Here is a 19,824-nt window from a genome sequence, read left to right as displayed (position 1 = left end):
ATGACCGGATCTAAGGTTAAAAGCAAACTTTTAGAATCATTCCGACCGATATAGCAAGTCTGCAGTTTGTTGGCTCGGTTGCCCGGGGTTTAGATGACGGCCCGGGTGAGGGCCTCTTCGTCGGTGAAGAACGGCATCGGGACCCGACGTGCCGCCAGCAGCGCTTCCATGGTCTCCGCGGTCACCGGCCGGGAGAACAGGTATCCCTGCGCACGCCGGCAGCCGTGGTGCATCAGCGCCTTCGCCGCGGCGGGGGTTTCGACGCCCTCGGCGATCAGGTCGAGATCGAAGGCCTCGGCCAGCCCGATGATCGCACGCACGATCGCCAGGTCGTTGACGCTGGAGCCAAGGTCGCGGACGAAGCGCGGATCGATCTTGAGCGCGTTCACCGGCAACGACTCGAGGTGCGATAGCACCGCATAGCCCGTGTCGAAGTCGTCGATGGAGGTCTGCACGCCGAGCTCGTTCAGCTGGGTCAGCGTGCGGGTGGTGCTCTCGACGTCGTTGACGACGGCGCGCTCGGTGATCTCCAGGCACAACGACCCGTCGTCCATGCCGAACTCCGCCACGGTCTCGCCGACCATCGCCACGAAGCCCGGCGTGGTGAGCTGCAGCGGCGAGACGTTGACGCGCAGCGACGCGCTGTGGCCCACGCCGCGCGAGCGCCAGCCACTGAAATCGGCGCAGGCGGTCCGCAACACCCAGCGGTCGAGGTCGCCGGCGAGGTTCATCGACTCGGCCACCCCGATGAAGGAGTCCGGCAGCAGCACCCCGCGGGCCGGGTGCCGCCAACGCACCAGCGCCTCGGTGGCCACGATCGCGCCCGTCCACAGGTCGACCTCGGGCAGGTAGCGCAGCAGCAGGGAGTCGTTGCGTGGGTCGCCCTGCAGGTGGCCCCGGATGTCGTTGCGGATCAACCGCTTGAGCGAGTTGTCGCTGGCCGTGATGATTCGGTTGCCGCCCGCGCGCTTGGCCGTCAGGACGGCCTCGTCGGCCCGGTGCAGCAGGTCGGCGACGAGATCGCGGCCCGGCATGCCGGATGCCACGCCAACGCTCACGGTCCGGGTGATGGTCTGGTCGTCGATGGTCAGCCGGTCATGCACCGTGTTGCGGATGCGGTCGGCGAAGACCTCCGCGGCATGGGTCGTCATTGGCTTGTTCGGAACGACGACGAACTCGTCACCGCCCAGCCGGGCGACCACACCCTCGTCACCGGCGCAGGCGCGTAGGCGATCGGCGAAATTGCGGATGAACCAGTCGCCGGCGGCATGGCCGAGGGAGTCGTTGATCGCCTTGAGGCGGTCCAGGTCGATGTAGAGCACCGCGACCGGGCCGGTCCGGCGCGGCGCTAGGCGATCTGTCAGGTGCGCGAGCAGCGCCCGACGGTTGCGCAGGCCGGTCAGATCGTCGTGCTCGGCGAGGTGGCGCAGCCGTTCCTCGGCGGAGATCCGGGCCTGGAACTGGGTAAACAGCGAGGCCACCGTCTTGATGGTGTGCCGGGCCTCTGCCTTCCACTTGCGGCCGCGGCACTTGACGAAGCCCAGCACGCCGGTGGTCAGGGTGCCGGCGATCAGTGGCGCGGCAGCGACCATCGGCGGGCCGGTACGGCCGCCGGCCACCAGCGGGCACGCGGACATGCCGTCGTCGTAGTCGCGATGCACGGTCACCAGTTCCTTGCCGTTGTCGCAGACCGCCAGCGCGGGGTGGTCGCTGCTGAACGAGACGACGGCAAACGGGTCGGGATCCCCGACACCCGTGCGCGGCGGCCATTCCGCGGCCAGCACCGAGGCGCGGATGTTGTGGTCGCTGTAGCGCAGGAAGGCGTACCGCAGGTCGAAATGCTCGACCAGCTGCGCCAGCACCTTTTCGCTGGCCCGGGGTGCGGTCTCGGCCGTCGCCTCGAGTAGCTGGTTGGCGATGGAGGTGATGAGCGCCAGATTGGCCGGCACAAGGCCTCCAATCCGCGATGAATATGTTCCAGCCGAATCGTCCGATAAATCGGAAACCACTCGGGCACTGCCTATTTGGCGTCATCGACAAGACAGTTAGTTCAGATATTGAATATTACATAGACTGAGCTAAATCTGAAGACCCGCTGAGGGATGCTCAGGTCACATTCCAGATTTCGCCGCCCGGAGCGGTAATACTGCTCATTGCAGCCGACCCCTGCGCGCGCTGACCGGAACCACCTCACGAAAGCAGCGGTGACCCGCCCTATGCCTGACATCTCGTATCCGACACCTGACGGGCCGGGGTCCGGTTACCTCGCCGTTCCCAGCGGTCCGGGGCCCTGGCCCGGTGTGGTCGTGGTCCAGGACATCCTCGGCTTGACGTCGGACCTGAAACGCATCACCGATCGATTCGCCGATTACGGCTACCTGGCACTTGCCCCGGCGCTCTACCGCGACCACGGCCCCAAGATCACCTGCATGTTCAGCGTCATCCGGTCCAATTTCACCGGCCGCGGCTCTGCCTTCGCCGATCTGCGTGCGGCGCGCGACCATCTCGCGGCCGAGTCACGCGGCACCGGCCGGGTGGGCGTGGCGGGATTCTGCATGGGCGCCGGACTCTGCCTGCAGATGGCGCCCAGCGGTGTGTTCGAAGCCGCCGCTTCCAGCTACCCCGTACTTCCGAATCCCATCGAACAGCTGCGACAGTCGTGTCCGGTCGTCGCGAGCTTCGGGACCAAAGACCCGATCGCGAGGCGCGGCTCCGCGGCCAAGCTCGAGGCCGTCCTCCGCGAAGGCGACGTGCCGCACGACATCAAGGAGTACCCCGACGCCGGCCACAGCTTCATGAACGATCACGACGTGCCCGCACCCTTTCGCGTCGTCGCAGGCATTGCCGGAATCGCCTACTCCGAGCCCGAAGCCGAGGACGCGTGGCGGCGCATCACCGAGTTCTTCGGAAAACATCTCGCCTAACCCGGCCGGCGCGCTCGCACTCTCGCGCGGATCGGTCCACCCGCGATCATGGTGAAGTGCAGGGCGAGCGGGAACTCGTCGTCCAGGGAATGGATGTCGAATTCACGAACGATGCCTGCCAGCGCGAGGGTGACCTCGAGTACCGCGAAGTGATCGCCGATGCACGAGCGCGGCCCACCGCCGAACGGGATGTACTGCCAGCGATCCAGGGCCTTGAACCGTTCCGGGCTGAACCGATCGGGGTCGAATCGAAGCGGGTCCTCCCACAGGGCCGGGTCGCGTTGCACCGCCATCCGTCCGACGATCAGCATGGTGCCCTCCGGCACCAGATAGCCGCCCACCGCGATGTCCCGGCACGCCATCCGCGTTCCGGTGGGCGCCGGCGGGCATAGGCGCAGCGACTCGCGGACGACCTGGACGGTATAGCTCAGCGCGGGGAGATCGTCCGGAGTCAACTCCCGCTCGGGCAGCGCCGCGACTTCGGCGGCGACCCGGTCCTGGAAGTCGGGATTGCGGCCCAGCGACCACAACGAGTGCGTCAACGTGGTGGCGGTGGTGTCGTGGCCGGCGAACAGGAAAATGATCAGTTCGTTGCAGATCTCTTCGTCGGTCAGACGATCGCCCGTCTCCGGGTCCTGGACGGCAAGCAGGGCCCGCACCAAGGGGGCCTCGCGTGTCGGGTCGGCGCGACAATCGTCGAGAATCTCGCGGGTCAGGGCGTGCAGTTGGGCACTGGCCGCCCGGGCCCGGCGGCGTGCGCTGGTCGGTAGCCAGGCGGGTGCGCGGACCGGGCGCGTCGCGCGCTGGATCGCATAGGTCAGGGCGACGCGCAGCGGCGTGGTGATCTGATCGGCGCGTTGCTCGAGATCGAAACCCAACACCGTCCGGCCCAGGGCGGACATGGTCAGCGCGCGGCACTCGGCATCCAGATCGACCTCGACGTCCGCGCCCCAACGCGTGTGGACCATCTCCGCGGCCTGCGCCATGTGGCCGGCGAACTCGCTCACGCGCTGCTTGGTGAACAACGGTTGGAGCGTGCGTCGGCGCGGCTTCCACAACTTGAACGGTAGATCAGCCAGGTTGGGCCCGATGGCACGACGAAGCTCGTTGAACACCGGGGTCGTCTTGTCGACCGAATCGTCCTTGCTGCTCAACACATCTCGGATCGCCTCCGGCGAGGTCGCCAGCACCATCGGGGGCATCAGGCGGCGGGGCCCCAACGTGAACGCCGTTACCGGGCCGCCGGCGTCGCGCAGTCTTTCCGCGCCGGTGCTGAACTCTTTGATCGCGGCAAGGCGTTGCCGGAAGGGCAGCGGATTCACAGGCGGACTGGGCAGTGAATGCAGCGCGTCGTGCGACGCGCGAGCCTGAACCATGTCACCCTCCCCGAAGATCTGTCAGCGCAATGACCGTGCAGTAATGCCGATGCCCGGCCGCCTATGGGATTGCGTTGCGCCGCAGTTGAACTCGACTCATGCTGCGTCGACTCACGGCCGACGGTGGCGGGGCCTCGCTGAACCGGAGCACGAGCACCAGCGCCTCGTCGTCACCGGTCGCGGTCAACTTCATGAAATCGCGGTAGAGACTGAGCAATTCGTCGGCGTACCGAGGCGACAGCGCGGTGAACTCCTCGCGGGTGCGCGCGTGAATGAACACCGGCGACAACGGCTGGACGCTGATGCCGGCCCGCTGCGCGAGAATCCACAACGCCTCGGTGGCGGACCCACCCCGTGCGTAATCGGTCAGGCTGTCCCCGGCCACGGTGATGACCGCCAGCCCGGAGCTGGCGCTGACGCGATCATGCATGTCCGCGCCGAGCGCCGTACCCGCGTCCCACTCGGCGAGGTGCGCCATCACATCGGATCGCCGGAGAATCTCGAGCATCGCCTCGCCACCGGCGCCGAGTTCGAGTGTGTGGACGTCGAGTCCCGTGTCGAGATCGGGATCCCCGGCCAGCCGGAGTTCGGCGAACATCTCGTCGTGCAGGTGTGGGGTGAGGTAACGGATGCGGTCGGCTGCGGCGAAAAGCGCTGCCGCATGAGACAGTTCGGCCTGTTCGGTGATCAGGTGGAGACGGGCTCCCTCGCGGTGCGCGGCGTCGGAGAGCAGTTCGGCGATCGCGTCGTCGATCGGCTTCGCGATGCCGCGGTGCCGATTGGTCTCGCGTGCCAGCATCGGTCGGTACAACTCGGCCAGCGCGGGGTCGTCGCCGTCCTGGAGAATCAGGTTGGCGCGCAACGGGGTTCCGTCGATGTTCTCGGCGATGTCGGCGGGACCGAGAACTCCGTGCGCGGCGGCGGCGACCCTGACATTGAACAGGGCCGCGCCCGCCGCGAGGGCGCTGCCCCGTAGCCCCACATCCATCGCCGACTGGTATTCGGGGGCGATGCTGATACTGATCTGCGATGCGTCCGCCTCGATGCGCCAGGGTTGGCAGTTCCCCCCGGACGGCGCACGCACGGCCGCCGCGACGATCGGATCATCGATCGTGGAAGTCGTTGGCGAGCTGGCGGTTTCGGGCTCAGCCGACGGATTCGACGGTTCCTCCAGGTGCTCCAGTGCCCATCCGAGGTCGATGCGGCACCGGCCGGAGCGCATCGGCTCGCCCAAGCCGATGCGGCGCACCGCCTCGGCCACCGCCGCGCCGCCGTGGACGACCTCGGATGCCAGCTGCGGCCAGGTGGACAACGTCTGATCGATCTCGATGAGCGAAGCCGTGGCACGAGACGACAGCTTCTCGGCTTGGAGGTGCCGCAGCATGTAGGGAATCTTGTCCCGACTGCTCATGTCCGGCAGCAGACCCACCTCCAGGTCGCCTACCAGCCCATGCAGGATCGGACGCTCGGGATCATGATCGAAGCGTTCGACGTCGATCATCCCGCGGTCGCTGGTCGCCATCACGACGGGGATGCCCCGGTCGCGCGCGCCGAGGCGGGCGATCGCCTTCATCTCGAGCGAATCACATTCCTCCACAAGGACATCGAGTCCGTCCAGGAACGGGCCGACCGTTTCGACCGTGAGCCCGGTGTCGAACACCTCTACGCGCAGATAGGGATCGAGCTCCGCGATCCTGCGCGCCGCCACGTGTGCCTTGTTGACCCCTAGATCGAACACCGTGGCGGGCACGCGGTTCAGGTTCGACAATTCAAGGTGATCGAAGTCGGCAAGTCGGATGGTGCCGAACAGGCCTTCGAGCGCGAGGGTGTGGGCGATCACGTGACCGACGCTGAGACCCGCGACGCCGATGGTCAGCGAACCGAGCCGGGCTTGTTCCTCGACGGTGATGTTGTTCCTGTTGCGGTCGAATCGCAGCGCCCGAAAGGCCATCGGACCGAGGATTGCGACGACGCTGCGCCGCCACGGGTAGTAGGCCCAGCGGATGCCCTCGGCCAGGATCGCTTCGGCGGGTGTCGGTCGCAGCTTGTTCAGACCCGCGATCTGCTCGTCGGCCTGGTCCACGAATTCAATCGCGGGGTCGGCGCGCAGGGCGGCCAACGTCTCGCCGTCGGCAGGGTTGGCGGGGTCGAGAATGTGTGCCGCGTGAGCGATTCGGTCGGGGTCGATCACGCGTGCCCTCATCTCGGTGGTGGGAGTGCCAGACCCGCCGGCACCTCCGCCGGCGTCTCTCGCCGGTATAGCTTAGCTGTGCTCGCTTATAGTCCGATGCAGCTCAGACAGTCGTTTCGCCCGGCCCGTCGGTATAGTCGAGAGAGCGAAAACTAGACCGAATCTATTTGCGGTTACGTCAATCAAAGCTACGGTATTTGACATGTCCGGCGGCCTGGATGACCTGGTGACGACGGCGGCCGCCCAACTCATGGCGGCCACCGCGGCCGACTATTCCGCTGTCAGCCAACAAGTGGTTGCCACGCTGGTGGACCGCCTGGCCGTCGACATCGGCTTTCTGCGCCGCACCGACCACGCGATCCGAGCGACGATTCTCGTTGCCGAATGGCCGCCCCGGCCCGTGATTCCCGATCCCGATCCGATCGGTGTGGTGTACTTTGCGGAGGCTGACTCGGTGTTCGCGTTGATCGAAACCTACACGGAGCCTTACGTTTTGCGGCCCCAGCCGGCGAACTCCGACTACCAGCGCAGCATCGCGGAGAGCGGCGGCGCCCCCGAGACGTCGATGGCCGCCGTCCCGTTGCTCTCGGGCGACCTCACCACCGGAACGCTCGGCTTCGTGAAGTTGGGCGACCGCGAGTGGTTGCCCGACGAACTGAGCGCGCTGCAGGCAATCGCCGCTCTGTTCGCCCAATTGCTCGGCCGTGTCGATGCCGAGGAGCACATGCGGTTCCTCGCCAACCACGACGAGCCGACGGGGCTGCAGAACCGCCGCGCGCTGATCGCGCATCTCGATGAGCGGCTGGCCGAGGGCGAACTCGGTCCGGTCGCGGTGCTGCAGATCGATGTCGACCGGTTGAAGGTCATCAACGACCACCTCGGCCAGGTCGCGGGCGACCGTTACGTCAAGGCCTTCGCCGGACTCTTGCGGGAAACCGTCCAAAACACCGCCGCCATCGCCCGATTCGGCGGTGACGAGTTCGTAGTCGCGCCGTTTGGGCCGATGGACGAAAGCACGGCCGAGGCATTCGCGCAACGCGTGCAACGTGCCGTCAGCCAACAGATCGAAATCGACGGCGAGAAGGTCAGCCGAACCGTGAGCATCGGGATCGCGGTCGGGGAACCGGGCGTCGACACCACGTCGACGGTCCTGCGCCGCGCGAACCAGGCGCTGTCGGCGGTCAAGAGCGCAGGCGGACGCGAAATCGCCAGATTCAGCCACGACCTGTCGGACAAGTACGCCATCCGTAACGACATCGAGTTGCAGCTGGAGGGCACGATCGACAGCGGTAGCGGAGCCCTGGTGCTGCACTACCTGCCCGAGTTCGACATGCGCACCGGTGAAGTGCTCGGCACCGAAGCACTGGTCCGCTGGCAACACCCGACTCGCGGCCTGATGATGCCGGAGTCGTTCATCAGCGTCGTCGAGTCGATCAACCTGGCCGGCCGGCTCGGCCGACTGGTCATGCGCTCGGCTTTCGAGCAGTTCAGCGGCTGGCGCTCGCGCGGCATCGGGGAGCATGCCGTGCTGCGGGTGAACGTGTCCCCGGTGCAGCTGGTCGCCGAGGGCACGGTCGACCTGGTGGCGGCATCGCTCGACGCCTTCGGTCTCGACTCGGACTCGGTCTGCCTGGAGATCACCGAAAGCGTTGTGGTGCAAGACATCGACGCCACCCACAAGACACTCGCCGGACTCAAGGACATCGGCGTGCGGATCGCCATCGACGACTTCGGCACCGGATACAGCGCGCTGGCGTACCTGAAATCGCTGCCGGTCGACACGCTCAAGATCGATCGCGGTTTCGTCCGTGAACTCGGCACCGACGAAGGCGACCAGGCCATCGTGCGCTCGATCATGTCCCTGGCCGACGCCTTCAACCTCGAGGTCGTCGCCGAGGGTGTCGAGACCGCGGCCGCGGCACGGACCTTGCTCGACTTCGATTGCTATCGGGCGCAAGGCTTTCTGCTGTCCCGCCCGCTCGAGGCCGATGCGATGGAGGCGCTGCTGGCGCAGCGTTACGTCCCGCTGGACTTCAACCGCGCGTGACCGATCAGGTAGCCGCCGACGCTCGCTGATCGAACGCCGAGGTACCGTCGAAACGACGAGCCAGAAACTGGGTCTCGGTGAGGATCTTCGAAACCTGTTCCGGCTTGGCGTGATTGACGAAATCGTTCCTGTCCCACCACATCATCTTCGTTTGGTAGCGCTCGCTGGGGTAGGGCGTCGCGGGTATGGACGACACCACTCCACCGGATGACCGCCAGCGGTTCAGCGCGTAGGCCGCCGCGGTGGCCATGCAGAACTGATTTCCCAGCAGCGTCATCATGTGGAAGGCGCTGCGCGCCATCGCCTCGGTGATGCGGTGACTGCGTTCGGGATCGTCGGTCGCCCACGCGGATTTCATCTCTAGAATCCCGAACGGCGCCCGATCGTCGATCATCTGACGTACCGCGTGCTGGCTGGGCTGGCCCGCCCACTCGACGAGCGCGTGCGAGTCCTCGGCGGACTGCAGCGGTCCGATCGCTCGCAGGCCCGCCACGGTGCGCCCGGCCTGATCGACGACGGCGAAGAACATCACTGTGTCGGCCCCGCTGCGCAACGCCTCGGTGTCGAGTGCGCACTCGACGCTGTGCTTGCGGTAGTTGCGCAGCGCGCCGCCGGCGTATTCGGCCCACAGCACCCGGTCAGCTGTGGGGGTGGACACGACCAGCGTGCAGTCGATATCGGGGTCGTGCCATTCGAGGCTCTCGTGGAGCTTGAAGCCGTCCGCGTAGGGGCCGCTGAACGAAGCGATCGACATGGGTATCACCCGGCCTGGTGTTCGCTGGAGGAGCGTGCCCACAACGATTTTCGGTGACGGTCATCGCCGGCCGTCCGCTGGAGGCGCGCCGGCGCGCTGCTGAAGTGGAAGCCACCCCGGTGGAAGCTCGTCAGAATGAACTCCGCAGCCGTTGTGTGATCCATCGAAACATTGGTCATGTGGGACCCTTCCCTCGCGAGGGGCCGACTTCCAGTTTGTTTCGTGGCACAAATAGTGCTCATAGAATGAGTCGGGGCTTTTTCATAAACCTCGCACTCGACAAACTCGATGAAACCGATATTCAGTTGTTGAAATGACCGAAAAAATCCAATGATCTGAGTCTCATTTGAGGTCCGGCCGGTTGGACGATACTACATTTTCTAGCCCTTGACCTGCAACGCCGCGCCCGCAACCGGCCGACGCGCGCGACCGTTCGGATGCTTGACAATTCCATTCGAAATCGTTCGAACAAATGCTGTTAAAGCGACGCGAACGTGAAGGAAAACGTTCCGAAGCGCCGTTCGAATTCCCAGCATTCGGATGCGGGTGGATCAATCCCAGCAGAAACCGGCGGAAATTACGCTTCTGCTCTCAGAAATGACTAAGGAACTGCCTGGTGGCGTCTCGAGGGGACGGACGGCGGTGCCGACCTGAGACGACCTGCGGTGCGGGACCGGCGCGCCCGAGAAGCTCCGTCGCCAGGACTCGAACCTGAACTGTCTGAACCAAAATCAGAAGTGCTGCCGATTACACCACGACGGATTGCTGCGACCAGCGGTGAAGACCGCGTTCACTCTAGACGACCCCGAGGTCCGATCGTGGACGGCAACCGAGAGATAACCTGTTGGACGTGGCCGCGCCGGATAAGGAACCCAAGGCTCCCCGCACCCGGATGACCGGGAGCGAGCGCCGCCACCAGCTCATCGACATTGCGCGATCGCTGTTCGCCGAGCGCGGCTACGAGGGCACGTCGATCGAGGAGATCGCTCTTCGTGCCAACGTCTCCAAGCCGGTCGTCTACGAGCATTTCGGCGGTAAGGAAGGCCTGTACGCGGTCGTCGTCGACCGCGAGATGTCGGCGCTGCTGGACCGCATCACGTCCTCGCTGACCAACAACCGGTCCCGGGTGCGGGTCGAGACGGTGGCGCTGGCGCTGCTCACCTATGTCGAGGAACACACCGACGGGTTCCGGATCATGATCCGCGACTCGCCCGCATCGATCAGTTCAGGCACCTACTCCAGTCTGCTCAACGACGCCGTCAGCCAGGTCAGCTCGATCCTGGCCGGCGACTTCGCGCGCCGCGGGCTGGACTCCGACCTGGCCCCGCTGTACGCGCAGGCGCTGGTCGGATCGGTGTCGATGACCGCTCAGTGGTGGCTGGACACCCGGGAGCCGAAGAAGGAAGTCGTTGCCGCCCATCTGGTCAACCTGGTGTGGAACGGCCTGACCCATTTGGAAGCGGACCCGCACCTGGCCGAGGAGTAGCTGGTACGCCCCGTCCCCAAATCCCATGGCGCTGCGGACCCTTGACAGCGATCGGCCAGAAAACGACGACGCCGGGCACCCATAGAATGGGTCCATCATGACCGCAGGGGGAACCATAACCACCGATACCCCGATTGCGGGCCTGGTGGAGATGGCGCTCCGCGCGCCCACGCTGCAACGACTGATCGACCTGGCGGCCGACCGCCCCAAGGACATGGCACTGGTCGGTCCTGCCAGCGCTCGGCTGTTCGTCGGCTGCGCACTGGCCCGTCAGGGACCGTTGCTCGTCGTCACCGCGACCGGGCGGGAGGCCGACGATCTGTCGGCCGAGTTGCGCGGCGTCCTCGGCGACGCCGTCGCGATGTTCCCGTCCTGGGAGACGCTGCCGCACGAGCGGCTGTCGCCCGGCGTCGACACCGTCGGCGCACGGATGATGCTGCTGCGCAGGCTCGCTCACCCGCAGGACGCGCAGCTGGGCCCGCCGCTGCAGGTGGTGGTCACCGCGGTCCGGTCGCTGCTGCAGCCGATGGCGTCGCGGCTGGGACTGGCCGAGCCGCTGACCCTGGCCGTCGGCGACGAGGCGGCGTTCGAGGACGTCATCACCCGGCTGGTCGAGCTGGCTTACACCCGGGTCGACATGGTCGGCAAGCGCGGCGAATTCGCGGTCCGGGGCGGGATTCTCGACGTCTTTCCACCGACCGCCGAGCATCCCGTGCGGGTGGAGTTCTGGGGCGACGAGGTCAGCGAGATGCGGATGTTCTCCGTCGCCGACCAGCGGTCGATTCCCGAGATCGACGTCGACACGGTGGTCGCGGTCGCCTGCCGCGAGCTGCTGCTCACCGACGGCGTTCGGGCCCGGGCGGCCGAGCTGTCGCGTCAACAGCCGCCCGCCGAACACGGCGTGACCGGCGGCGTCGGCGACATGCTGGCCAAGCTCGCCGAGGGTATCCCCGTCGACGGCATGGAGGCGCTGCTCTCGGTGCTGAGTCCCGACCACGTGACCTTGCTCACCGATCAGTTGGCCGAGGGCACGCCCGTGCTGGTCTGCGACCCGGAGAAGGTCCGCACCCGCGCGGCCGACCTGATCAAGACCGGCCGGGAGTTCCTCGACGCGTCCTGGTCGGTGGCGGCGGTGGGCGGCGATTCGCCGATCGACGTCGAGCAGCTCGGCGGCTCGGGGTTCCGCGAACTCGACGAGGTGCACGACGCCGCACGCGCGGCGGGCCACCCGTGGTGGACGCTCTCGCAGCTTTCCGACGAGTCGGCGATCGAACTCGACATCCGCGCCGCGCCGTCGGCGCGCGGCCGGCAGCGCGACATCGACGAGGTCTTCGCGATGCTGCGCGCCCACGTGGCTACCGGCGGGGCCGCGGCGGTTGTCGCTCCTGGCGCCGGGACCGCGCACCGCGTCGTTGAGCAGCTGGCCGAATCCGACACCCCCGCAACGATGTTGGATCCCGGAGCCGAGCCCACGCCGGGCGTCGTCGGCGTACTCAAGGGGCCGTTGCACGACGGGGTGGTGTTCCCGGACGGTGGCCTCGTGGTCGTCACCGAGACCGACCTGACCGGCAACCGGATGACCGTTACCGACGGCAAACGCCTTGCCGCCAAACGCCGCAACACCGTCGACCCGCTGGCGCTGACCGCGGGCGACCTGGTGGTGCACGACCAGCACGGCATCGGCCGCTTCGTGGAGATGACCGAACGCACGGTCGGCGGAGCGCGTCGGGAGTACCTGGTGCTCGAGTACGCATCGAGCAAGCGGGGCGGCGGGTCGGACAAGCTGTACGTGCCGATGGATTCGCTCGACCAGCTGTCCAGGTATGTCGGCGGGCAGGCGCCGTCGCTGAGCAAGCTGGGCGGCAGCGACTGGACGAACACCAAAACCAAAGCGCGCAAAGCGGTTCGGGAGATCGCCGGTGAGCTGGTGGCGCTGTACGCGAAGCGGCAGGCCACCGCCGGTCACGCGTTCGGCCCGGACACCCCGTGGCAGGCCGAGATGGAGGACGCGTTCGGCTTCACCGAAACCGTGGACCAACTCACCGCGATCACCGAGGTCAAGTCCGACATGGAGAAGCCGGTCCCGATGGACCGGGTGATCTGTGGCGACGTCGGCTACGGCAAGACCGAGATCGCGGTGCGAGCGGCGTTCAAGGCGGTGCAGGACGGCAAACAGGTCGCGGTGCTGGTGCCCACCACGCTGCTGGCCGACCAGCATCTGCAGACCTTCACCGCGCGGATGGCGGGTTTCCCGGTCCGCGTCAAGGGACTGTCCAGGTTCACCGAGCCAGCCGAATCCCGCGCTGTCATAGACGGTTTGGCCGAGGGCACGGTCGACATCGTGATCGGCACCCACCGGTTGCTGCAGACCGGGGTGCGGTGGAAAGACCTCGGCCTGGTGGTCGTCGACGAGGAGCAGCGCTTCGGCGTCGAGCACAAGGAGCACATCAAGTCGCTGCGCACCCACGTCGACGTCCTGACCATGAGCGCCACCCCGATCCCGCGCACGCTGGAGATGAGCCTGGCCGGGATCCGGGAGATGTCGACGATCCTGACGCCGCCCGAGGAGCGCTATCCGGTGCTGACCTACGTTGGCGGACAGGATGACAAGCAGGTGGCCGCGGCGCTGCGACGTGAGCTGATGCGCGATGGGCAGGCCTTCTACGTGCACAACCGGGTCAGCTCGATCGACTCCGCCGCCGCCCGGGTGCGGGACCTGGTGCCGGAGGCGAAAGTCGCTGTCGCGCATGGGCAAATGCCGGAGGAGTTGCTGGAGACCACGGTCGAGGGCTTCTGGAATCGCGAGTTCGACATCCTGGTGTGCACCACGATCGTCGAGACCGGTCTGGACATCTCCAACGCCAACACGCTGATCGTCGAGCGGGCCGACACCTTCGGGCTGTCCCAGCTGCACCAGCTGCGGGGCCGGGTGGGGCGCAGCCGTGAACGGGGCTACGCCTACTTCCTGTATCCGCCGCAGAATCCGCTCACCGAGACCGCCTACGACCGGCTCGCCACGATCGCCCAGAACAACGATCTGGGCGCGGGCATGGCGGTGGCGATGAAGGACCTCGAGATCCGCGGTGCCGGAAATGTGCTGGGCGCCGAGCAGTCCGGGCACGTCGCCGGGGTCGGCTTCGACCTGTACGTCCGCCTGGTCGGCGAGGCGGTCGAGGCGTACCGCGCCGCGGCCGACGGGCAGACCGTTGTGGGCACCGAGGAGCCCAAGGACGTGCGGATCGACCTGCCGGTCGACGCGCACCTGCCGCCGGACTACATCGCCAGCGACCGACTGCGGCTGGAGGGATATCGGCGGCTGGCCGCCGCGGCCGACGATGCCGAGGTCGACGCCGTCATCGAGGAGCTGACCGACCGGTACGGCGCGCTGCCGGAGACCGCCGAGCTGCTGGTGGCGGTCGCCCGGCTGCGATTGGTCTGCCGCGCCGCCGGTATCACCGAGGTGTCGACGGCTTCCGCTGCGACACTGCGGGTTTCGCCCCTTGTCCTGCCCGACTCCGCGCAGGTGCGGTTGGCCCGCCGGTACCCGGGCGCGCGCTACCGCGCCACCACGTCGACGGTGCAGGTGCCGATCCCGCGAGCCGGTGGCGTGGGCGCGCCGCGCATTCGCGACCTGGAATTGATTCAGTTCGTCGGCCAATTGGTCGCCGCGCTGGTCGGCAAACCGGAACAATCGACCTCATGACCGTGATTCTGGTCGACCCGCGACGGCCGTCGCTGGTGCCAGTGGAGGCCATCGGGCTGCTCACGGGCGAGGTGCAGTACACCGAGGAGATGCCGGTAGCGGTGCCCTGGTCGCTGCCCGCGGCGCGCCCGGCGCACACCGGGGAGGACGCGCCGGTGCTGCTGTCCTCGGACCCGGACCATCCCGCGGTTACGGCCCGGCTGTCCGCCGGCGAGCGGGTGATCTCCGCGCCGGCGCGGCAGCCCGGGGATCGGTTGATCGACGCCGTCGCGATGATGGACAAGCTGCGCACGGCGGGGCCGTGGGAGAGCGAGCAGACCCACGATTCGCTGCGCCGGTACCTGCTCGAGGAGACCTACGAGCTGTTCGACGCGGTCCGCAGCGGCGACGCCGACTCGCTGCGCGACGAGCTCGGCGACGTGTTGCTGCAGGTGCTGTTCCACGCCCGCATCGCCGAAGATGCGCCGGCGCATCCGTTCACCATCGACGACGTCGCCGATGCGCTGCTGCGAAAGCTCGGCAATCGGGCGCCGGGAGTCCTTGCTGGGGAATCGATTTCACTGGACGAACAGCTGGCCCAGTGGGAGGAGCGCAAGGCACAGGAGAAGCCGCGCGGCTCGGTGGTGGACAACGTGCCCACCGGGCAGCCGGCATTGGCGTTGGCGCGCAAGGTGATTCAGCGAGTCACCAAGTCGGGCTTTCCGGTGGACCTGATCCCGTCGGACATCACGTCGATCACCGTGACCGCCGACGCCGATGCCGAGGACACCGTGCGCACCGCGGTACTGCAGTTCATGGACACCGTGCGCGGCGTCGAAAAGGCGGTCGCCGCGGAGCGTCGCTCGGCGGACGTTCCGGCGGAATTGGACGCGCGACCCCCGGCGGAGTCGATCACAGAAGCGGAGTGGCGCGCGTGCTGGCCTGCCGAGGGCGCCGACGGCTGACGCCGTATTTGACGCGCGCGACACAACCGCGGTGCAGCGGTGATGTTCGACACGCCCGGCGGTTCGGCCGGATCCCGGCTAATCGCAGCTGAGCCGCACGTCATCGACGCTGGCCACGCGGGTGTAGCCGGCACCCGGCGGTCGGGGCGCGATGATGCACCCGAATCGCGTGGGACCATGGTCGGGAAGTCCGGTTTTAGGGGTGTGTCGTGTCGCGGGTCCGCTGGCTGCGCGCGTTGGCCGTCGTGGGTGCAACGTCGCTGCTTTTGGCTTCCAGCTGTAGCTGGCAGCTCGGTCCCATCATTCTCAAAGGAGTCCCGCCGCCTACCGGCGCCATCGTGCCGCCGGTCGACACCTACGCCAAGGGCCGCCCAGCCGACCAGCTGCACAAGTGGGCCGCCGAACGCGCGCCCGCGTTGCACATCCCGGTGACCGCGCTGGAGGCGTACGGCTACGCCGCGCGAGTGGCCGAGGTGGAGAACCCGCACTGCCACATCGCCTGGACGACCCTCGCGGGCATCGGGCAGGTGGAGAGCCATCACGGCACCTATCACCACGCGACGCTGTATCCCAACGGCGACGTGCGCCCGCCGATCCGCGGTGTCGTGCTCGACGGCACCAACGGCACGATGCGCATCATCGACAACGAGCCGCCCCTCGTCGACGCCGAGGCGGGCGGCATGGCCGGCGAACCGGACACGGTGCGGGCGATGGGGCCGATGCAGTTCATCCCGGAGACCTGGCGGGAGTACGGCGTCGACGCCAACAACGACGGCAAGATCGACGTCGACAACATCGACGACGCGGCGCTGTCCGCGGCCGGCTACTTGTGCTTCCGTGGCAAGGACCTCGCCACGCCACGCGGCTGGATCACCGCCCTGTGGGCCTACAACGACTCCGACGTCTACGCTCGCGCAGTGCGCGACGCGGCTACCGCCTATGCCGCAGGGCACTCCCTCTGAGCAGGCTTTAGGCTCTCTAAGCTAGGGCAGGCTGTAACCGTCACGACGCAAGGAGAACCAGTGCCGATTATCGAGCAGGTCGGGGCCCGCGAAATCCTCGACTCCCGCGGCAACCCGACCGTCGAGGTCGAGGTGGCCCTGATCGACGGGACGTTCGCCCGGGCTGCGGTGCCGTCCGGCGCATCGACGGGCGAGCACGAGGCCGTCGAACTGCGCGACGGCGGCGACCGCTACGGCGGCAAGGGCGTCAAGAAGGCCGTGCAGGCCGTGCTCGACGAGATCGCGCCCGCGGTGATCGGCCTCAACGCCGACGACCAGCGACTGGTCGACCAGGCGCTGCTGGACCTCGACGGCACCCCGGACAAGTCGCGGCTGGGCGCCAACGCCATCCTCGGTGTCTCACTGGCGGTGGCCAAGTCCGCCGCCGACTCGGCCGAGCTGCCGCTGTTCCGCTACCTGGGCGGCCCCAACGCGCACATCCTGCCGGTGCCGATGATGAACATCCTCAACGGCGGCGCGCACGCCGACACCGCGGTCGACGTCCAGGAGTTCATGGTCGCGCCGATCGGCGCGCCGAGCTTCTACGAGTCGCTGCGCTGGGGCGCCGAGGTCTACCACGCGCTGAAGTCCGCGCTGAAGAAGCAGGGCCTCTCCACCGGCCTGGGCGACGAGGGCGGGTTCGCTCCCGACATGGCCGGCACCAAGGCCGCGCTCGACGTGATCAGCCAGGCGATCGAGTCCACCGGACTCAAGCTCGGCGCCGACGTGGCGCTGGCCCTGGATGTTGCGGCGACCGAGTTCTACACCGAGGGAACCGGATACCAGTTCGAGAAAAAGACCCGCACCGCTGACGAGATGGCGCAGTTCTACGCCGAACTGCTCGACGCCTACCCGCTGGTGTCCATCGAAGACCCGCTCTCCGAGGATGACTGGGACGGCTGGGTGGGCCTGACCAACGCCATCGGCGATCGGGTGCAGATCGTCGGCGACGACCTGTTCGTCACCAATCCCGAACGGCTGGAAGAGGGCATCGACAAGGGTGCCGCAAATGCGTTGCTGGTCAAGGTGAATCAGATCGGTACCCTGACCGAGACGCTCGACGCGGTCGCGCTGGCCCACCACAGCGGCTACCGGACGATGATGAGCCACCGCAGCGGCGAGACCGAAGACACCACGATCGCCGACCTGGCGGTGGCGGTCGGCAGCGGCCAGATCAAGACCGGCGCCCCGGCCCGCAGCGAGCGGGTGGCGAAGTACAACCAGCTGCTGCGCATCGAGGAAGCTCTCGGCGACGCCGCCCGCTACGCCGGCGACCTGGCGTTCCCCCGGTACACGCCCTAGTCCGGCAGCCCATGCCCGAATCCAAACGGCCAGAACCGAAGCGGCGCACACCGGCGTCGCGTCCGGGTCGGCCCGCTGCGTCGGGAGGGGGCAAGCCGCGCAAGTCGACGGCGGCGCGGCGGGGTCCCACCGCGTCGACGCGCGCGATGCCAGAGGTCGTCGAGCCGATCAAGCAGGCCATCGCCGAGTCGGCCGAGCAGCGCTCCGACCAACGGCTCGGCCTGACCGCCCGGCGGGCGGCGATTCTCGCGGCGGTGATCTGCGTGCTGACGTTGACCATCGCGGGCCCGGTGCGGACGTACTTCGCCCAGCGCACCGAGATGAAACAACTGGCTGCATCGGAAGCCTCACTGCGACACCAGATCTCGGAGTTGGAACAACAGAAGGGCAAGCTCGGCGACCCGGCCTTCATCGCGGCGCAGGCGCGCGAACGCCTTGGCTTCGTCATGCCGGGCGAGGTTCCCTATCAGGTGCAACTGCCCCCGGGCGCCGCGCTGCCGACCGACCCGGGGTCGCAGCCGAAGGCGGCGCCGAGCGGCGACCCCTGGTACACGTCGCTCTGGCACACCATCGCCGACAACCCCCACGGGCCGCCGGCTCCCAGTCCCGTACCGCCCGGCCCGCCGCCGCCCGGTCCCGTGCCGCCCAGCCCGCCGCCGCCCGGTGGTTGATCCCGCCGACCTCGAGGCGGTCGCCCGTCAGCTCGGCCGCGAGCCGCGCGGAGTACTCGAGATTGCCTACCGCTGCCCCAACGGCGAGCCTGCCGTCGTCAAGACAGCCCCGAAACTGCCTGACGGAACTCCTTTTCCGACGCTGTTCTATCTCACCCATCCCGCGCTCACGGCGGCCGCGAGCCGGCTGGAGACGACCGGAATGATGCGCGAGATGACTGATCGGCTGCAGGCCGACGCCGACTTGGCGGCCGCATACCAGCGCGCCCACGAGGCCTATCTGGCCGAGCGCGATGCCATCGAGCCGTTGGGCACGACGTTTTCCGGCGGCGGCATGCCCGGCCGGGTCAAGTGCCTGCACGTGCTGATCGCGCACTCGCTGGCCAAAGGGCGTGGCGTCAACCCGTTCGGCGACGAGGCGCTGGCGGTGCTGGCGGACGAGCCGTCGATGGCCGGGATTCTGGCACCGGGGGAGTGGAGCTCATGACGCAAGTCGCCGCGATTGACTGTGGGACCAACTCGATTCGGCTGCTGATCGCCGAGGCGTCGGGTGGTCGGCTCACCGACGTCCACCGTGAGATGCGCATCGTCCGCCTCGGCCAGGGTGTCGACGCCACCGGGCAGTTTGCGCCGGAGGCGTTGCAACGCACCCGTTCCGCGCTGGTCGATTACGCGGCGCTGTGCACCGTGCACGGCGTCGACAGGATCCGGATGGTGGCGACGTCGGCCACCCGGGACGCGGGCAACCGGGACGTCTTCTTCGCGATGACGGCCGAAGTCCTCGGCGACGTGGTGGCCGGCGCCGTGGCCGAAGTCATCACCGGCGTCGAGGAGGCCGAGTTGTCGTTCCGCGGCGCGGTCAACGAATTGGATTCCGCCGCTGGACCGTTCGTCATCGTCGACCTGGGCGGCGGCTCGACCGAAGTGGTGCTGGGCACCGACACCGTGGAGGCGAGCTTCTCCGCCGACATCGGCTGCGTCCGGTTGACCGAGCGTTGCCTGCATTCCGATCCGCCGACCACCGCCGAGGTGGCCGCCGCACGCGACGTGGTGCGCGAACGACTCGGCGAGGCGCTGCGGGCGGTTCCGGTGCAGCGGGCGCGCACCTGGGTCGGAGTGGCGGGCACGATGACGACCGTCGCCGCGCTGGCCCACGGCATGTCGAGCTATGACTCTGCGGCGATTCATCTTTCGCGGGTCGGCACCGACCGCCTGCTCACCGTCTGCGACGACCTGATCGCGATGCCGCGGGCGCAACGCGCGGCGCTGGGGCCGATGCACGAGGGTCGGGTCGACGTGATCGGCGGCGGCGCGATCGTGATCGAAGAACTGGCCGTGGCGCTTCGGGAGCGTGCCGGGATCGCGGAGTTGACGGTCAGCGAGCACGACATTCTCGACGGCATCGCGCTGTCGATCGCCGGCTGA

Annotated in this window: 15 protein-coding genes and 1 tRNA gene; 11 read left to right on the top strand and 5 right to left on the bottom strand. The window is 67.8% G+C overall.

Going from position 1 to position 19,824, the window contains the following annotated elements:
* Window positions 1–89: 89 nt before the first annotated feature.
* Window positions 90–1,949, bottom strand: a complete 1,860-nt coding sequence (locus PT015_RS12180; RefSeq protein ID WP_285184737.1) for a putative bifunctional diguanylate cyclase/phosphodiesterase — start codon at window positions 1,947–1,949, stop codon at window positions 90–92.
* 267 nt (window positions 1,950–2,216) lie between these two features.
* Between PT015_RS12180 and PT015_RS12175 the strand changes: the two genes are divergently transcribed.
* Window positions 2,217–2,924 carry a dienelactone hydrolase family protein gene (locus tag PT015_RS12175; protein ID WP_285184735.1) on the top strand — a complete coding sequence of 236 codons (708 nt, stop codon included), beginning with the start codon at window positions 2,217–2,219 and terminating at the stop codon, window positions 2,922–2,924.
* On the opposite strand, the gene PT015_RS12170 is transcribed toward PT015_RS12175, so the two are convergent.
* Together PT015_RS12170 and PT015_RS12165 are read right to left on the bottom strand one after the other, a co-directional pair.
* Entirely contained in the window at window positions 2,921–4,300 is a 1,380-nt protein-coding gene (locus PT015_RS12170; RefSeq protein WP_285184734.1) for a cytochrome P450, read from the bottom strand. The genes PT015_RS12175 and PT015_RS12170 overlap by 4 nt on opposite strands.
* Window positions 4,301–4,361: 61 nt before the next feature.
* Window positions 4,362–6,503, bottom strand: coding sequence for an Rv1355c family protein (locus tag PT015_RS12165; protein WP_390887791.1), 2,142 nt, complete (start codon window positions 6,501–6,503; stop codon window positions 4,362–4,364).
* Window positions 6,504–6,693: 190 nt separating this feature from the next.
* On the opposite strand from PT015_RS12165, the gene PT015_RS12160 reads away from it, so the two are divergent.
* Window positions 6,694–8,538, top strand: coding sequence for a putative bifunctional diguanylate cyclase/phosphodiesterase (locus PT015_RS12160; protein WP_285184732.1), 1,845 nt, complete (start codon window positions 6,694–6,696; stop codon window positions 8,536–8,538).
* 4 nt (window positions 8,539–8,542) lie between these two features.
* Here PT015_RS12160 and PT015_RS12155 read toward each other — a convergent pair whose 3' ends face one another.
* Entirely contained in the window at window positions 8,543–9,292 is a 750-nt protein-coding gene (locus tag PT015_RS12155; protein WP_285184731.1) for a hypothetical protein, read from the bottom strand.
* Between the two features lie 53 nt (window positions 9,293–9,345).
* Between PT015_RS12155 and PT015_RS12150 the strand changes: the two genes are divergently transcribed.
* Window positions 9,346–9,609, top strand: a complete 264-nt coding sequence (locus PT015_RS12150; RefSeq protein ID WP_285184729.1) for a hypothetical protein — start codon at window positions 9,346–9,348, stop codon at window positions 9,607–9,609.
* A gap of 373 nt (window positions 9,610–9,982) precedes the next feature.
* Here PT015_RS12150 and PT015_RS12145 read toward each other — a convergent pair.
* A tRNA-Gln gene (locus PT015_RS12145) sits at window positions 9,983–10,054 on the bottom strand.
* A gap of 130 nt (window positions 10,055–10,184) precedes the next feature.
* Here PT015_RS12145 and PT015_RS12140 point away from each other — a divergent pair.
* From PT015_RS12140 to PT015_RS12105, 8 genes are all read left to right on the top strand, one after another.
* Window positions 10,185–10,778: a TetR/AcrR family transcriptional regulator gene (locus PT015_RS12140; protein WP_285191074.1), complete on the top strand. Its 594-nt coding sequence runs from the start codon at window positions 10,185–10,187 to the stop codon at window positions 10,776–10,778.
* Window positions 10,779–10,875: 97 nt separating this feature from the next.
* Complete coding sequence (mfd, locus tag PT015_RS12135) at window positions 10,876–14,481, top strand: transcription-repair coupling factor (RefSeq protein WP_285184728.1); 3,606 nt, start codon at window positions 10,876–10,878, stop codon at window positions 14,479–14,481.
* The gene (locus tag PT015_RS12130; RefSeq protein WP_285184727.1) at window positions 14,478–15,425 is read left to right on the top strand and encodes a nucleoside triphosphate pyrophosphohydrolase; all 948 of its coding nucleotides are present in this window, start codon (window positions 14,478–14,480) and stop codon (window positions 15,423–15,425) included. The genes mfd and PT015_RS12130 overlap by 4 nt, the downstream gene beginning before the upstream one ends.
* 209 nt (window positions 15,426–15,634) lie before the next feature.
* A complete protein-coding gene (locus PT015_RS12125; protein WP_285184725.1) occupies window positions 15,635–16,387 on the top strand; it encodes a lytic transglycosylase domain-containing protein in 753 nt (250 codons plus the stop codon).
* Between the two features lie 60 nt (window positions 16,388–16,447).
* Window positions 16,448–17,728: a phosphopyruvate hydratase gene (gene eno / locus PT015_RS12120; RefSeq protein ID WP_285184724.1), complete on the top strand. Its 1,281-nt coding sequence runs from the start codon at window positions 16,448–16,450 to the stop codon at window positions 17,726–17,728.
* Between the two features lie 11 nt (window positions 17,729–17,739).
* Window positions 17,740–18,399: an FtsB family cell division protein gene (locus PT015_RS12115; protein ID WP_285184723.1), complete on the top strand. Its 660-nt coding sequence runs from the start codon at window positions 17,740–17,742 to the stop codon at window positions 18,397–18,399.
* On the top strand, window positions 18,392–18,886 hold the full coding sequence (locus tag PT015_RS12110; protein ID WP_285184722.1) for a DUF501 domain-containing protein: 495 nt from the start codon (window positions 18,392–18,394) through the stop codon (window positions 18,884–18,886). Before PT015_RS12115 ends, PT015_RS12110 begins: the two co-directional genes overlap by 8 nt.
* Window positions 18,883–19,824 carry a Ppx/GppA phosphatase family protein gene (locus tag PT015_RS12105; protein WP_285184720.1) on the top strand — a complete coding sequence of 314 codons (942 nt, stop codon included), beginning with the start codon at window positions 18,883–18,885 and terminating at the stop codon, window positions 19,822–19,824. Before PT015_RS12110 ends, PT015_RS12105 begins: the two co-directional genes overlap by 4 nt.

It is taken from the genome of Candidatus Mycobacterium wuenschmannii (assembly GCF_030252325.1).
GTDB classification, from domain to species: Bacteria; Actinomycetota; Actinomycetes; order Mycobacteriales; family Mycobacteriaceae; genus Mycobacterium; species Mycobacterium wuenschmannii.
Note: the sequence above shows the minus strand (reverse complement) of the source record. Positions and strands in the feature narration are given on the sequence as shown.

Coding starts and splice junctions, on each gene's coding strand:
- PT015_RS12130 (WP_285184727.1), top strand. CDS start 14,478: ATGACCGTGATTCTGGTCGACCCGCGACGGCCGTCGCTGGTGCCAGTG.
- PT015_RS12175 (WP_285184735.1), top strand. CDS start 2,217: ATGCCTGACATCTCGTATCCGACACCTGACGGGCCGGGGTCCGGTTAC.
- PT015_RS12170 (WP_285184734.1), bottom strand. CDS start 4,300: ATGGTTCAGGCTCGCGCGTCGCACGACGCGCTGCATTCACTGCCCAGT.
- mfd (WP_285184728.1), top strand. CDS start 10,876: ATGACCGCAGGGGGAACCATAACCACCGATACCCCGATTGCGGGCCTG.
- PT015_RS12160 (WP_285184732.1), top strand. CDS start 6,694: ATGTCCGGCGGCCTGGATGACCTGGTGACGACGGCGGCCGCCCAACTC.
- PT015_RS12165 (WP_390887791.1), bottom strand. CDS start 6,503: ATGAGGGCACGCGTGATCGACCCCGACCGAATCGCTCACGCGGCACAC.
- PT015_RS12140 (WP_285191074.1), top strand. CDS start 10,185: ATGACCGGGAGCGAGCGCCGCCACCAGCTCATCGACATTGCGCGATCG.
- PT015_RS12155 (WP_285184731.1), bottom strand. CDS start 9,292: ATGTCGATCGCTTCGTTCAGCGGCCCCTACGCGGACGGCTTCAAGCTC.
- PT015_RS12105 (WP_285184720.1), top strand. CDS start 18,883: ATGACGCAAGTCGCCGCGATTGACTGTGGGACCAACTCGATTCGGCTG.
- PT015_RS12115 (WP_285184723.1), top strand. CDS start 17,740: ATGCCCGAATCCAAACGGCCAGAACCGAAGCGGCGCACACCGGCGTCG.